This window comes from Congregibacter variabilis, assembly GCF_045689235.1.
Classification (GTDB): domain Bacteria; phylum Pseudomonadota; class Gammaproteobacteria; order Pseudomonadales; family Halieaceae; genus Congregibacter; species Congregibacter variabilis.
On sequence record NZ_CP136864.1, the window covers coordinates 2,463,294 to 2,477,508 of the forward strand.

At 55.3% G+C, this 14,215-nt stretch carries 11 protein-coding genes; 8 read left to right on the top strand and 3 right to left on the bottom strand.

All coding sequences use genetic code 11. The features are described 5' to 3' along the window. The first annotated feature begins 107 nt into the window (after positions 1–107). Both R0135_RS10810 and R0135_RS10815 read left to right on the top strand, forming a co-directional pair. Positions 108–1,502 carry an APC family permease gene (locus R0135_RS10810; protein WP_407346849.1) on the top strand — a complete coding sequence of 465 codons (1,395 nt, stop codon included), beginning with the start codon at positions 108–110 and terminating at the stop codon, positions 1,500–1,502. A 39-nt stretch (positions 1,503–1,541) separates the two neighbouring features. Then, complete coding sequence (locus R0135_RS10815) at positions 1,542–2,123, top strand: chalcone isomerase family protein (RefSeq protein ID WP_407346850.1); 582 nt, start codon at positions 1,542–1,544, stop codon at positions 2,121–2,123. Here the strand turns inward: R0135_RS10815 and R0135_RS10820 are convergent. After that, entirely contained in the window at positions 2,120–3,769 is a 1,650-nt protein-coding gene (locus tag R0135_RS10820; RefSeq protein ID WP_407346851.1) for an FAD-dependent oxidoreductase, read from the bottom strand. The genes R0135_RS10815 and R0135_RS10820 overlap by 4 nt on opposite strands. 115 nt (positions 3,770–3,884) lie before the next feature. Between R0135_RS10820 and R0135_RS10825 the strand changes: the two genes are divergently transcribed. Beyond that, positions 3,885–4,967 carry an MBL fold metallo-hydrolase gene (locus R0135_RS10825; RefSeq protein WP_407346852.1) on the top strand — a complete coding sequence of 361 codons (1,083 nt, stop codon included), beginning with the start codon at positions 3,885–3,887 and terminating at the stop codon, positions 4,965–4,967. Between the two features lie 18 nt (positions 4,968–4,985). Next, positions 4,986–5,861, top strand: coding sequence for an alpha/beta hydrolase (locus tag R0135_RS10830; RefSeq protein WP_407346853.1), 876 nt, complete (start codon positions 4,986–4,988; stop codon positions 5,859–5,861). 12 nt (positions 5,862–5,873) lie between these two features. On the opposite strand, the gene R0135_RS10835 is transcribed toward R0135_RS10830, so the two are convergent. After that, entirely contained in the window at positions 5,874–7,067 is a 1,194-nt protein-coding gene (locus tag R0135_RS10835; protein ID WP_407346854.1) for an iron-containing alcohol dehydrogenase, read from the bottom strand. 151 nt (positions 7,068–7,218) lie between these two features. Here R0135_RS10835 and R0135_RS10840 point away from each other — a divergent pair, with 151 nt between their 5' ends. From R0135_RS10840 to R0135_RS10850, 3 genes are read left to right on the top strand one after another with little or no spacing between them, the layout of a single operon-like run. After that, on the top strand, positions 7,219–8,205 hold the full coding sequence (locus R0135_RS10840) for an NAD(P)H-quinone oxidoreductase (RefSeq protein ID WP_407346855.1): 987 nt from the start codon (positions 7,219–7,221) through the stop codon (positions 8,203–8,205). A 12-nt stretch (positions 8,206–8,217) separates the two neighbouring features. Beyond that, positions 8,218–11,082 carry a S8 family serine peptidase gene (locus R0135_RS10845; RefSeq protein ID WP_407346857.1) on the top strand — a complete coding sequence of 955 codons (2,865 nt, stop codon included), beginning with the start codon at positions 8,218–8,220 and terminating at the stop codon, positions 11,080–11,082. After that, positions 11,079–12,659, top strand: a complete 1,581-nt coding sequence (locus R0135_RS10850; protein WP_407346858.1) for a transglycosylase SLT domain-containing protein — start codon at positions 11,079–11,081, stop codon at positions 12,657–12,659. The genes R0135_RS10845 and R0135_RS10850 overlap by 4 nt, the downstream gene beginning before the upstream one ends. On the opposite strand, the gene R0135_RS10855 is transcribed toward R0135_RS10850, so the two are convergent. Then, positions 12,637–13,071, bottom strand: coding sequence for a hypothetical protein (locus tag R0135_RS10855; protein WP_407346859.1), 435 nt, complete (start codon positions 13,069–13,071; stop codon positions 12,637–12,639). The two genes, R0135_RS10850 and R0135_RS10855, sit on opposite strands and share 23 nt — an antisense overlap. On the opposite strand from R0135_RS10855, the gene R0135_RS10860 reads away from it, so the two are divergent. Beyond that, positions 13,055–14,212: a PQQ-dependent sugar dehydrogenase gene (locus R0135_RS10860; protein ID WP_407346860.1), complete on the top strand. Its 1,158-nt coding sequence runs from the start codon at positions 13,055–13,057 to the stop codon at positions 14,210–14,212. The two genes, R0135_RS10855 and R0135_RS10860, sit on opposite strands and share 17 nt — an antisense overlap. Positions 14,213–14,215: the final 3 nt, after the last annotated feature.

The following is a 14,215-nucleotide window of genomic DNA, read 5'->3' on the forward strand; positions in this document are numbered from 1 at the left end:
GTCCCAACTCTCCACGGCACGACATACAAAAGTGTCCCTTTCTTTCTAGCGAGAGTGTCATCCCGAGTGCTAATCTCGCGGCATCGCCACAGCACAGTGAAGGCCGCGTGACCGAGCACATCGAACACCCCAAAACACTTCGCCAGCGCGACCTGCTGCTGTTTACCGTATCGGCGATCCTCCTTCCCGACATACTTACCTCGTCAGCGTCTGCCGGCGCCTCGAGTATTTCCTGGTGGCTCATCCTGGGAGTGGTTTTCTTCTTACCCATGGGCTTGATCAGCGCGGAATTAGGCTGCACCTATCCAGAGCAGGGCGGTATCTATACCTGGGTGCGCAATGCCTTTGGCGGACGATGGGCGTCACGCATCACCTTTTGCTACTGGGTGAACATGGCGCTTTGGCTACCGGCAATGTTCATCCTGTTTGCCGGGGTGTTTAACAGTCTCTTTGCTATGGAAGCATCCCTGACATCACAAATAGCGCTGGCTATCGGGATTACATGGCTCACAGTAGCCGTCAACGTCGTGGCGCTCCGCTTTGGTAAGTGGATTCCGAACCTGGGTGCCATCATGAAGTTTGTATTGTTTTTCGGTGTGATCGTCGGCGCGGGGCGTTACGTCGCCATGAACGAGATGGCCAACCCACTGACTCTACAGAGCATGACGCCTAATTGGGGCGAGGGACTGCAGTTTATCCCCGCGATCATCTACGGAATGCTTGGCTTCGAGCTGGTGAGCGCGGGATCGGAGGAGATGCGTAACCCCGAGCAGGATGTGCCTCGCGCCATCCTCTGGTCTGGAGTGATTATTCTCGCTCTGTCGGTGCTTGGCACACTGGCGGTTCTGGCGGCGATTCCCACCGAAGAGATTAATCTTGTGGAGGGCGTCATCGATACCCTGCGAGTATCCTTTGCCGGAATGAGCGGCGCAAACATCCTGGTCCTTTTACTGGGTGTTTGCTTTCTCTTTGGGATCTATTCCAGTTGTGCTGCCTGGTCCATGGGAGCAAACCGCGCAGCAGCAGAAGCCGCTTTGGAAGGAGAGCTGCCTTCCTGGTTTGGGCTGGAGTTACCAAGCAACGGCTCGCCCTTTGGTGCTGCTTTGCTAACCGGTCTGGTAAGCACCCTCGCCCTGCTGGGCTATGGCTTCATGTCCGGCGACAACGAAGACCTTTTTTGGTCCCTGTTTGCCTTTAGCTCAGTGCTGTTCATGCTGCCCTACGTGGGAATGGTCTTGGCGTTTCTGCGTATGCGCTCTGTGGACCGCGATCGGACTCGGCCTTTTCAGGTCCCGGGAGGTGCGCCGGGTGCTTTAATATGCGCCTCACTATGCGCGCTGATTTTGCTCACCGCCATCACCTTATTCATGGTTACACCACAGGACGGCCCCCAGTGGGAGGTCATTATTGGTGTTGTTCTGGCGTTGGCCCTCGGTGAGCTCATAATCCGCGTCGCCGAAGCCTCAAAAGCAAATGCATCTGAAAGGCAAGATACACCGTAAAAGTAAGTCATCAGGCATCACAGAAGTTTCGTATCAAAAATGGCTACACCAAAATCTGACAATGCCCGCCGGACCCGTGCCGGGCTTTTTTCACTGCTAATGCTGCTGGCCTCTGCAGTGCAGTCAAATGAGATGTGGACGAATCAATCCGCCGGAAACACTGCTGCGATGGATGTCGAGCAGGCTACGTTGCAAAAGGTCGGAGAGGCGCGCCTGAAGTTTTTGTTCTGGTCTGTCTATGACTCCAGGCTCTACACCTCAAGCGGTGTGTACCGCGACGGCGAACGGCCACTCAAGCTCGAGATTCAATACCTGCTGGATGTTAAAGCTAACGCCCTGCTTGAACGAACGCTAATGGAATGGAGCGACATGGGCCGCAGTCATCCACGGCAGCAGCAATGGCGCAATGAGTTGGCCAATATCTGGACAGACATTCAGTCTGGCGACGTGCTTAGCTTGGAACTTGATAGCAGCAATCGCAGCACTTTTCGCCGCAACGGAGAACTCCTGGGACACATAGAAGATCCAGAGTTTGGTCAGGAATTTGTGGATATCTGGCTATCGGATGATTGCACCCGGCCAGAAATTCGTGAGTCTCTGCTGGGAAGAAACGCGAGCTAAAGAGGCGCGACTTCTTCCTCAGATGTTTTGGCGCCGCCATCCACGGCGGCCAGATACTCTTGTAAACGCTCCGGCGCGGCATCGCCAAACAGAATTTGGCTGGCTTCGACCAGTCCCGGGGCGCTGCGAATATCCTCGGCTCGCACGACCTGCTCAATCTTTGAACGCCGACGCATAAAGTCTTCCAGACGCACCACCATCTCTCGTCGGGCGGTAAGTTCGATCTCGCAGCGTGTGTATTCCGCATGCTCAATCAGCAACTCAACACTGTGCGGCGCTTCGCGAATACGATCCAGCAGCTGAAAAGCCGCCTCGCCGTAGCGTCGCCAGAAGCGCTCACTCAACGGTTCAGAAGATCCAGGGTCGGTCATTTCATCGAGGCCCAATTGGCTGGCCTGCTGCATAAACAATGACTTCACCGAGCCCCGAGGCTCGCCATACCAGTCCGCCTTGGGTTTGGGCACTGTGATGCCCAGTGCAGCTACTGCATCAACGATCTCTTCGCCTACATTAAGACAGTCCGTGAGTTTGCCGCCAAAAATACTGATATGCGCCAGCTCGCTGTTCGATTCGATCTCGTGTTTTCGGGAGAGTTGCACCCAATCTGTCGCCCCTTGCGAACCGGTCACGGCAAGGGGTCGCACGCCTACTCGCTCGGCAATGACATCCTCCTCGCGAATGGGCTCGCGCAGATCAATCAGCTGATTCACATTGTCGAGTACGAACTGACGGTCCTGTGCAGTAACACCCACAGAGGGATCACTCACCGGTGTATCGGTGGTGCCAATACAGGTTTTAGGGCCCATAGGAATCAAAAAGAACAGTCGCCCATCGCTGGCGAAGAAGGTCAGCACCCGGCGGCTGTCAGTTACCCGGTCAACAATCAGATGAATACCCTTGGAGAACAAGTGTCGATACTGAGTCTCGACGCCCAACATCGTATTCAGCGAATCGACCCAAGGGCCGCAGGCGTTGACCACAACCCGAGCGCGCAGGGAGTAGATCTCATCGCTCTCGCAATCACGAAGACGACAGTCCCAGCTGCCGTCACGACGGGTGGCTTGCTCCAAATTCACATAGTTGGCAGCAACGCAGCCCATGTCCAGCGCCCGACGGATGAAGCTAAAGACAAAGCGCGCATCATTGTCATAGAGATAACAGTCTGAGTACTCCAAACCGCCCGCTGCGCGGCTGGTGTTTATTTCTGGCTCGAGCTTTTTGATTGCCTTAGGTGACAAATACCGAGGGGCGCGAGTCTTACAGCGGCCCATGAGCCAGTACAGCACGCTACCTAAGAATACAAAGAAAGACCAAAAGCGGAAGCCGCGCTGGATAGTGGTAAAAAAACGGATCTCTTTGACTGTTGCGGGATAGGCGCGCATCAGCTCGTTTCGGGATCGACATAGCTTGTTGACCAGAAGGAATTCGAGAGTCTCCAGATACTTGATGCCGCCCCAGGCGAGATTGCTGGAATTGGAGCTGACGCCGCTGGCAAAGTCACCGCGATCGATAAGTGCAACGCGTACGCCCTTGCCTGCCAGCGCCGCTGCAGATACCGCGCCGTTAATGCCGCCCCCAACAATGAGAACGTCATATTCCTGCCCATCAAGGCTACTGAGATTCTTATCGCGCAGTGCGGTGGACACCGCAGTTCCTCCTGGAAAGCCAGCTCAAACGTTAATCATCGATCACAGTCAACTGGACAGTGACCCCGACAGACACCACTATAACGCACTCTCTGAGCGGTCCTTCCAGTCATCTATGCATCAAGAAACCCAAGAAAGCTATCGCGGCCTGCAATACCCCTGGGGCCGAGGAGTGAATCCTGAACCCGGTGAACCCCGGCTCATTGCCGAAGGTGTGTACTGGGTGCGTTTTCCCATGCCCATGTCCCTGGACCATATCAATCTTTGGTTGCTGGAAGATGGAGATGGCTGGACCATTGTTGATACCTGCCTGAATCTGCCAGACGCCCGGGATATCTGGGAATCTCTTTTTGAAGGGTTTATGGGCGGAAAGCCCGTCACTCGCGTTATCTGCACCCATATGCACCCCGATCACGTGGGTCTTGCGGGTTGGATATGCGAGCGCTTTGGCTGTGATCTTTGGATGTCCCGGGCCGAATACCTCATGTGCCGCTCCTTAGTCGCCGACACCGGGCGTCCGGCGCCACAGGTCGCGGTGGATTTTTATCATCGGGCGGGCTACGACGAAGAGCAGCTGGAGCAGTACAAAAAACGCTTTGGTTTTTTTGGTAAAGCCGTATCACCTTTGCCGGATCGTTACCGGCGTATGGTGGATCTTGAGACTCTGAATATCGGTGGGCGTTACTGGCAAATTATGGAAGGCAGCGGACATTCCCCGGAGCATCTTTGCCTGTATTGCCCGGCGCTCAAATTGTTTATATCCGGGGATCAGGTGCTACCGCGTATAACGCCGAATGTCTCGGTGTTTCCTACCGAGCCGGAAGGCGATCCACTCAAGTATTGGCTACGTTCCTCAGCGCGCTTGCGAGAACGCCTGCCCGAAGATTTATTGGTTCTGCCATCCCACGAAGCGCCTTTTATGGGTCTGCACGTGCGACTGACCCAGATACTGGAATCTCACAAAGAAGACCTCAGCGCTCTTTTCCAACTACTTGCCGAACCCAAGCGCGCCGTGGACTGCTTTCCAGCGTTATTCAAACGCGAGATCGGTAAAGGCTCTCTGGGTTTGGCCACTGGCGAGACCCTCGCACACCTCAACTGTCTTTTGGGACGCCGCAGAATCCGCCGCCACAGCGACGAGCACGGTGTCCATTGGTATGTGCAGGATCCCGACGCCATCGATGTTGATGACGACTAAATTTCAGAGGTGAGCATCATGCTGCAAAAGCTTAAAGTCAGCTTTTATCGAACCTTTTATCGCCTCAGTGCCCGCCAGGCCTGGCATGCTCCCAACGTGCATGCATCCCCGGGGGCCCTGGAGTTACCAACGACTGAGGGACCCTTGCGAGGACACCTGTACCGTGGCGCTCAAGCCGCCGAACGGCCTCTGGTGGTTTACTTCCATGGCGGCGGCTGGGTGATTGGCGACCTTCAAACCCATCATGCTTATTGTCAGGCGCTGTGCGATGCATCAGGTGCTTCGGTAATTGCTATAGATTATCGTCTGGCCCCGGAACACAGATTCCCTATCGCTCAGGATGATTGTCTGGCCGCCGCGAACGCTATTGCCCAGGGACTCTCGGACTTTGGTCCGAGCAACGGTGGTGTTGTTCTTGCAGGCGACAGTGCCGGGGGTCACTTATCTCTGTGCACGGCACTTGAGGCAGGCGAAGAACTCAAGCCCAGACTTAAAGGCATGTTGCTCACCTACCCTGTAGTTAACCACTACAGCCAGCCGTCACCTTCATATATCGATTGCGCCAAGGGACAGGCCCTGAGCAGCGACCTGATGCGCTGGTTCTGGGATTGTTATCTGGGAGATGCAGACCCGGCGGCAGAGACTACACAACGTGCTTTCCCTATACGCAGCACGGCGCTGGATACCCTCCCGCCGGCGATTTTATGTACCGCCGGACGAGACCCGCTACGGGACGAAGGTATGGCCATGGCTGACGCTCTGCGAGACGCCGGTGTTGATGTAGAACAGGAGCACTATGCTGACTCAGAGCATGGCTTTGCCTGCTCAATGGGGCCCACAGACGATTACAAGGCCTGGCTTGCGCGCTGCGCACAGTGGATCGCGCAGCGCTGAGTCGCTGCCGGACTAGTCGGCGATCATGGAGAGGATATGCCGTGCGCCCGCCTTATCAAGCATCTTGGGTGGAAAATACCCTGTCGCTTCGGCCACCGCCAAATCCACAATGTAGTCAAAGTCTACGGCCTTAATCTTCTCTGAAGTCGCAGGTATACCCACCTCGTCCCGCAGTTCAATAACGGCGCCGATGAATGCTCTAGCCTGTTCAGAAGCACTCTGCCCTGGCGCCGTGACGCCAATAAGCCCGGCAAGCTCCGCCAAAGGAGCCTGGGCCTCGACCGCGCAATACTCAAGCACATGCGGCAAGACCATCGCATTGGCGAGTCCATGAGGAATCTGATATTTGCCACCGAGTTGGTGCGCAATGGCATGAACCGAGCCAACGTTTACCTGATTGATAGCAATACCTGCGTAATAGGATGCCAGCGCCATGGATTCGCGTGCTTCGGCATCATCACCCTGATGGTAGGCACGCTTGAGGTTGTCAAAAATAATGCGAATTGCACGTTTAGCATGCTCTTTACTGGTGCCGCGATCCCAGCGACAGATAACGGTCTCCACCGCGTGGGTCAAGGCATCCATACCCGTCGCGGCGGTAATCGCCGGAGGCATACCCAACTGTAAATCCGGATCCAGTGCGGTGGCACCCATGCCTAGGCCCGCGCCAGAGATCACGCCTTTTTCGTGGGTAACCGGGTCAGAGATCACCGCTCCCATAGTCGCCTCTGATCCCGTTCCCGCAGTGGTTGGAATCGCAAAAAGAGGCAGCACCTCGTGCTTGACCTTGCCAAAACCAATCCAGTTGCGCGGGTCTTCGTCACTGGTAGCTCTTGCCGCCACAAGCTTGGCGCAATCGATCGATGATCCGCCGCCAATCGCCAGGACCACATCACTGTTATGCTTTTTTAACTCACTCAGGCCCGCGGCCACCTGATCAAAAGTAGGGTCAGGCTCGACACCGTCATAAAAGGCGATGTCAATATCGGAACCGGCAAACCCCTCGAGTGCTCGATCCACAACACCCAGCTCTCGAAGCATTTTGTCGGTAACCACCAGCACGCGTTTAAAGCCCGAACGGCGAATGTGCGCACAGAGTTGTGCAGAGCTGCCCGAGCCGGCGAAAGCCAGATATGTCGCCCCCGGCGATGAAGCTGTGAGAATCTTAGCTAGAATAAAGAGAAACGTATTTTTAATTTTATTCATAATTGTGCTCAGGCTGTGGTCGCAAAAGGAGCGAAGAGTAACAATTCGCATCGCCTGCAGCGAGCGAAGATAGCTTGCCCTTCGGTCCATCGAATGCCATGTTGGCTCTTGGTTACGCCTATGCAAATCCAACACTAGGAGAACACGCTGCATGACATCTATCACGCGCCGGTATGTGCACATTGACGAGACCGACCGCAGTCTCGCCATAAGAGAAGATCGCGCGCCAGTCCCCGGTGCAGACGAGATTCTCATCGAGGTTGCTGCGGCCGGACTGAATCGTGCCGACGTGCTGCAACGTAAGGGCCTCTATCCTCCGCCTGTGGATGCATCGCCAATAATGGGACTCGAAGTGTCTGGCACAGTACTGGCCTGCGGTGAAGCGGTATCTGATTTTAAACCCGGAGATAAAGTCTGCGCCCTCACGCACGGGGGAGGTTATGCGAGTCATGCCATAGCACCACAAAGTCAGACTCTCCCTGTGCCTTCGGGATACAGCATGAGCGAAGCCGCGGCGCTCCCCGAGGCCCTGCTCACCGTTTGGCACAATGTGTTTCAGCGCGCAGGACTCAAGGCTGGCGAAAACGTGCTTATTCATGGCGGTGCCAGCGGCATTGGCACTCTGGGGGTCGGCATATGTAAAGCAATGGGCGCCACGGTCTATAGCACCGCGGGCAGCGCCGAGAAGTGTCGTCGAATTGAGGCGCTGGGTGCTACGAAAGCGTTTAACTATAAAGAAGAAGATTTTGTCGCAGAGCTGGATGCGCTCGGGCTCAAAGGTGGCATTTCGGTCATTCTGGACATGGTGGGCGGCGACTACATTGGCCGCAACTTTGAAGTTGCCGCTCCAGAAGGGCGCATCGTCAATATTGCCTTCCTCCGTGGATTTAACGCCGAGGTGAATTTTCTCCCAATGTTGATGAAGCGACTCACACTCACGGGATCAACACTCCGCGCACAGTCTGAGGCACAAAAAGCGCAAATGGTGGTCGAAATCCGCGAGCATCTATTTCCGCACCTGAACGATGGCTCTATAAAGGTCGTTATCGACAAAGAGTTCCCTCTGGAACAGACCCAGGACGCTCAGGACTACATGGAGTCCGGCGTGCACATGGGCAAAATCCTGCTGCGTCCCTGACAAACCCAAGCTATGCAGCGACTTTCTTGCGGCTACAAAACGCTCGCGGTCACGACACTGACCTGGATGCTTTGTGCCTGTGGTGGGGGTGGCGGTAGTCCTTCTCCAGCACCGGCCAATGTGCCTCCTGTGGCCGAAGCCGGCGTCACGCAAAGCGCAAACGCCGGCGACCCGGTAACACTCAACGCCACGGACAGTCGGGATAGCGATGGCAACATCGTCGCCTTCGCCTGGTCGCAAAGTGAAGGACCCTCGGTAGAACTCGATGGCGCCGATCAATCCCAGGTAAGTTTTGTCGCCCCGAGTCTCGGCGAAGATCGCGCACTCGTTTTTACCCTGATAGTGACCGACGATGATGGCGCGACGGCCAGCGACTCCGTCACGGTTAACGTCGCGGCGGCTATGCTCTCAGAGCAGGTGTCTCTCAGTGGTCGCATTGAACCATCTGCAAGCCAAAGTTTGGACGGCGATACCAATGACCCCTTCAATCCATTCCTGAACAACGATAATCCCGCGCAGCCCCAATCAATTGCCAACCCCACGACCCTGGGCGGCTATGTTAACGAACCCGGGGCCGGCGCCGAAGGTCGATCGCAGGTCGCAGGTGATCGCGAAGATTATTTTCTGGTTGATCTTCTTCAGGGACAAAGCATCAATTTGCTGGTCGCTGAATTTCAGGATGCAGACGCCGACCTGTATTTGTACACAACAGCTGGAGATCTTGTTGATTTTTCCATTGAGACCGGCCCCAGCGAGAGTCTTGTTATTGAGCAAAGCGGTAGCTACCTGGTTAACGTATCTATCTTCTCTGGAGCAACCAATTACACGCTGGCCATCGGCTCGAGTCTGGTACCTGTCGGTCGCAGTGCTTACGCAGATGTTATTCCCGGGCAGATGATCGTGTCCTATGCCGAGTCAAGCATCAGCACTAATTTGCCAGAGGCTTTCGCTCGGCGCCTGCGCATGCGTCAACTTGGCGGAGGACCTCGTCGATCTCGCTTGATGGCTTTGGAAGACGCCGGCCAGGACAATCAGCTCATTAAGCGTCGTTTGGGCTGGCAGCAGTTTCGCTTCGCGCAGTTCACAAAGCCAGAGCTGGCAAAGCGCTGGCGCACCTTAATCAGTATCAAGCGCCTGGCACGCTCCCCCGACGTAGTCAGTGCAGAGCCGAACTATCGTGTGCGACCCACCGCATCAGTTAATGATGAGGCCTACTCCTTGCAGTGGCATTACCCGTTGATCAGCGTGCCAGGCGCCTGGGAAACCACCATTGGAGATCCCGGCGTTATCGTTGCGGTGGTAGACACTGGCGTACTGTCGGGCCATCCCGACCTGGCGGGGCAGCTGGTTCCTGGTTATGACTTTATCCGCGACGCAGGAGAAGCCGCCGACGGCGACGGGATCGACCCTAATCCCGAAGAAATCATCGGCGGCGGTGACCCTGCCGCAGTGAATTTTCACGGTACCCACGTAACCGGCACCATTGCCGCCCGAGGCAACAACGGCATTGGCGTGACCGGCGTTGCTTATGGATCACGAGTGATGCCCTTGAGGGCTCTGGCAGCGAGTGGTGGCACAGGGTATGACGTCAATCAGGCCGTACGCTATGCCGCAGGGTTAGAGAATGATTCGGGGACCTTTCCCGAAGCGCCGGCGCAGGTGATTAATCTCAGTTTAGGGGGAGGCGGATTTAGCGCCAGTACTCAACGACTGTACGATGAGATCAGCGAGCGGGGCATCATCGTCGTTGCGGCGGCGGGTAACGAAAGCAGCACTTCCCCGAGCTATCCGGCAAGTTACGACAATGTGATCTCGGTCAGTGCCGTTAACACTCAACAGCAAATCACTAACTATTCCAACACCGGCAGCGCGATTGATCTTGCAGCCCCGGGGGGCGACGGAAGTCAGGACTTTAACGGTGACGGCTATCCAGATGGGGTGCTGAGCACCGGTGGTGCTGATGGCGCATTTGCTTACACCTTCCTCAGCGGGACCTCTATGGCAGCGCCGCATGTTGCCGGCGTTATGGCGTTGATGAAAAGCGTCAACCCAAATCTGAGTGCTAAGGATGTAAACCGGCTGCTCGAGCAGGGTGATCTTAGCGACGATATTGGGAGTGTCGGCAGAGACAATCTCTACGGCTATGGAATCATCAATGCCCGAAAAGCGATCGAAGCTGCCCTGGCAGAGGCTGGAAGCAGCTCCGGCAGCGAACCGCGGCTCGGCGCATCCAGCAGTGCTCTGAACTTCAGTTCTGCTCGAACACGCCTGGAAATCGTTCTACGCAACAGCGGCGGTGGCGACTTACAGGACGTCCAGCTGCAATCGAATGATAGTTGGATCACCGCCAGTGCCGTGAGCGTAGATGCCCAGGGTCTGGGACGCTATGCCATCGAAGTCGACAGAGATGGTCTGGCATCAGGCGTTTATGAAGGAAGCCTAAGAGCAAGTTCCAGTGCTAACGAGCTTGCTGTCCGGGTGCTTCTTTCTGTGACTGATGCCACTGACGCAGAACTGGGCATTGTGTATCTACTATTGTTCGATCCCGCGACAGATACCGTGGTTGCCCAGACGGCCATCCAAACAACCACCGACAGCCTCGATTTTGCGTTTCCTGATGTTCCAGCAGGAAGCTATCAAATTTTTGCCGGTACAGATCTGGACAATGATCTGGTGATTTGTGATGAGGGGGAGGCCTGCGGTGCGTATCTCACCATAGATCAACCACTGACTATTAATTTTGATCGCAACCGGGACGACCTGAACTTCTCCATCGAATACCTTTTGGCCTTTCCTGGTGTGGCGAGCACAGACACCCAAACTGATGGCAAAATACGCGCCTTAAACACCCTACGACGAGAAGCGACAGCACCATGAACCTGTTTCCTACCAAAAAGCTTAGTATTGTTCTGCTGGCGCTGGGCCTCCTTGGTGCCTGCGGAGACAGCCAATCGCTAGAAAGTGAAACCGCGACATCGCCTGTATCGTCGACAGTGGCAAGCAGCAAAACATCAGAGGCTTCAGCGAACACTCAAGCCGAAACCCCACCCGCAGGTGATCTAAACCCCGCTGCCAATCCTGAGGCACCGGGACAACGACGTTGGACCGGTGATCTGGATGTCATGGAAGAGCACCGAGTGGTGCGAATTCTCACTGTCTACGGCCCGGGGCGTTTCCATCTTGAAGAGGGTCGAGGTGTCGGTATTGTGGCCGAGATGGCAACTCGTCTTGAAGAGCATCTCAACGCAAACCAGGATCGCAAGCATATTAAGGTTTTCACCCTGGTGATCCCCATGGCGCGGGACCAGCTGATTCCCGCATTGCTCGATGGTCGAGGCGACATTATTTCTGCCGGACTCACTATCACGCCAGAGCGAGAAGAGCTTGTTGACTTCAGTATCCCGGCGAGCAAGCCTCTCAATGAGATACTTGTCACCGGTCCCAGCGCGCCAAAAATCGATCGACTCGAGGACCTCTCCGGGCAAACCGTTTACCTGCGCGAAAGCAGTAGTTACCGCGAGAGTGTCGAGGCACTCAATACCCGTCTCGAGGCACAGGGACTCCCTCTGGTCGAGATAGAAGCTATGCCTGGCTCCTTAGAGGATGACGATCTGATAGAGATGGTCAATGCCGGACTGATTCCCTGGGCCGTCGTGGATGACTACAAGCCGCAGATGTGGGAAGGCGTATTCACGGATTTGCGTGTTCGCGACGATCTGGTTTTTCGAAAAGGCGGCCGCACCGCTTGGGCTATGCGAAAAGACAGCCCATTACTGAAGGCATCAGTAGATGCGTTCCTTAAGAAGAACCGCGCGGGCACCCTCTATGGCAATATTCTGATCAATCGCTACGTACGTGATTTTGATTGGGCGGCAAATGCCCTGGGCGACGAAGACTACCAACGCTTCAATGATCTGCAGCATCTGTTTCAAAAATATGGCGAGCTGTATGAAATGGAATACCTGTTTGCAGCAGCGCAGGGGTATCAGGAGTCACGTTTGGATCAGAGCGTGCGCAGTCATGCCGGTGCGGTGGGTGTTATGCAGCTACTGCCTACAACGGCCTCGGACAAGAGTGTTGGCATTCCCGATATTCATGAGGTGGAACCGAATATCCATGCCGGCATCAAGTACATGGACTATCTCCGCGACCGCTACTTTAATGATCCAGACGTTACAGAATTAAATCAGGCCCTGTTGGCATTGGGCGCCTACAATGCCGGCCCGTCGCGCATGATTCGTCTGCGTGCCAAAGCCAAAGAACGAGGCTACGATCCCAATGTCTGGTTTGATAATGTTGAGCTGATCGCGGCGGAAGACATCGGCCGTGAAACAGTCCAGTACGTATCGAATATTTATCGCTACTACCTGACCTATCGCATGGTTGCCAAACAGGAACTCAAACGTGCCGAAGCGCGACGCGCCATTGGCATCAGCGATGCGCTCGACCAGTAAATACGTAGAAAAGGTAACCGCCGAACCACCCGGCAAGGCATTGCAGAGCTAAGCCCTCGGGCTCTCGCACCGCGGCAATGCCGTTGAGCCCCAGCACGGCTTTCATAATCAGATGCAGGGCGAGAATAGCCACTGCGCCGGCGAGACCATACAAAACCACGCGAGCACGAGGCAGATATCGGCTTAAGCCAACAGCAACAGGCATCGCGACAAGAAAGGCTATGAACATCAGTGGCAGATAACTGGTGGTGAGCCCAAGGAGATCGTGCCAACTCGCATTCAAGCGATCTCGTAAAGTAATTGGCATGGCCATCGCCTGTAACTCACCTAAAATCGTCTGCGTGGCAAAAATACTACCAACGACGTAAGCACCCAGCACCGCAGGAAAAAACATCATGACCGCACGTAACATTCGAACTCTCTTCTCTTTGTCCAGCGCGCATGATGCCGTGTCAACGCGAGGGAAACCACTACAGAAGTGCTGGCTGTTGCTGACTGTCATGATGTTGAGCCTTGGCGCTCAGCTCAGCAACGCTCAGGGCTACCGCCTTTTTACCGTGGCTGACGATTTGCATTGGCCCTGGAGTGTCGCCAGGCTCCCGGACAATACGTTTTTGATCACCGAGCGCGAAGGCCGTCTGATCCATTTAGACCACAACGGTAATCGTCAGGTTGTTGAGGGTACTCCAGAAACCGTTTTTGCAGGGCAAGGCGGCTACTTTGATATCGTGCTTCATCCCAGGTTTGAAAATAACCACCTCATCTACCTTAGCTATGCCGATGGCTACGAAAACGCCAATGGCACAGCGATATTCAGAGCCCGGTTTGAGGGTGGAAAACTCAGTGACGGACAACGCATTCTTCGCGTGGAGCCTGACAAAACGACACCCCAGCACTACGGTGCAAGAATGCTGTTTCTGGAAGACGAGACCCTGCTGATAACCACGGGCGATGGATTCGAACATCGAGAGCAAGCACAATCCCGGCTCAGTGAACTTGGCAAGGTGCTGCGCATCGAAGATGACGGAAGCCCCGCAGGCCTTTTGAATGCCGAGGGGGAACCCGGGCGCATCTGGACTCTGGGTCACCGAAATCCCCAGGGCCTGACTGTAGATCCGAATACCGGAAGTATTTACCTTCACGAGCACGGACCCCGGGGTGGCGATGAACTCAACCTCATCGAGGGCGGAAAAAACTACGGCTGGCCTGCAGTAACCCATGGCGTGGACTACAGCGGTGCGTACGTTTCGCCTTTCAAAAGCGCACCCGGCTTCAAAGACCCACTATGGACCTGGGTGCCGAGTATTGCGCCCTCAGGAATGGCCTGGTATGACGGGAGCCGATTCCCGGCCTGGCGAGACAGTTTGTTTATTGGTGCACTGGTCGATCAGGAAGTTAGACGCCTGGAGATTCGTAACGGAAAAGTGATTAAAGAAGAGTCACTGTTTAAAGAACTCGATAGTCGTATCCGCGACATTAGAGTTTTTGGCGACGAAATCTATTTACTCACGGATTCTGAACACGGGGCTCTTATTCAAGTTCTGAATCAATAAGCA

Coding starts and splice junctions, on each gene's coding strand:
- R0135_RS10815 (WP_407346850.1), top strand. CDS start 1,542: ATGGCTACACCAAAATCTGACAATGCCCGCCGGACCCGTGCCGGGCTT.
- R0135_RS10825 (WP_407346852.1), top strand. CDS start 3,885: ATGCATCAAGAAACCCAAGAAAGCTATCGCGGCCTGCAATACCCCTGG.
- R0135_RS10845 (WP_407346857.1), top strand. CDS start 8,218: ATGCAGCGACTTTCTTGCGGCTACAAAACGCTCGCGGTCACGACACTG.
- R0135_RS10860 (WP_407346860.1), top strand. CDS start 13,055: ATGACCGCACGTAACATTCGAACTCTCTTCTCTTTGTCCAGCGCGCAT.
- R0135_RS10855 (WP_407346859.1), bottom strand. CDS start 13,071: ATGTTACGTGCGGTCATGATGTTTTTTCCTGCGGTGCTGGGTGCTTAC.
- R0135_RS10840 (WP_407346855.1), top strand. CDS start 7,219: ATGACATCTATCACGCGCCGGTATGTGCACATTGACGAGACCGACCGC.
- R0135_RS10835 (WP_407346854.1), bottom strand. CDS start 7,067: ATGAATAAAATTAAAAATACGTTTCTCTTTATTCTAGCTAAGATTCTC.
- R0135_RS10850 (WP_407346858.1), top strand. CDS start 11,079: ATGAACCTGTTTCCTACCAAAAAGCTTAGTATTGTTCTGCTGGCGCTG.
- R0135_RS10830 (WP_407346853.1), top strand. CDS start 4,986: ATGCTGCAAAAGCTTAAAGTCAGCTTTTATCGAACCTTTTATCGCCTC.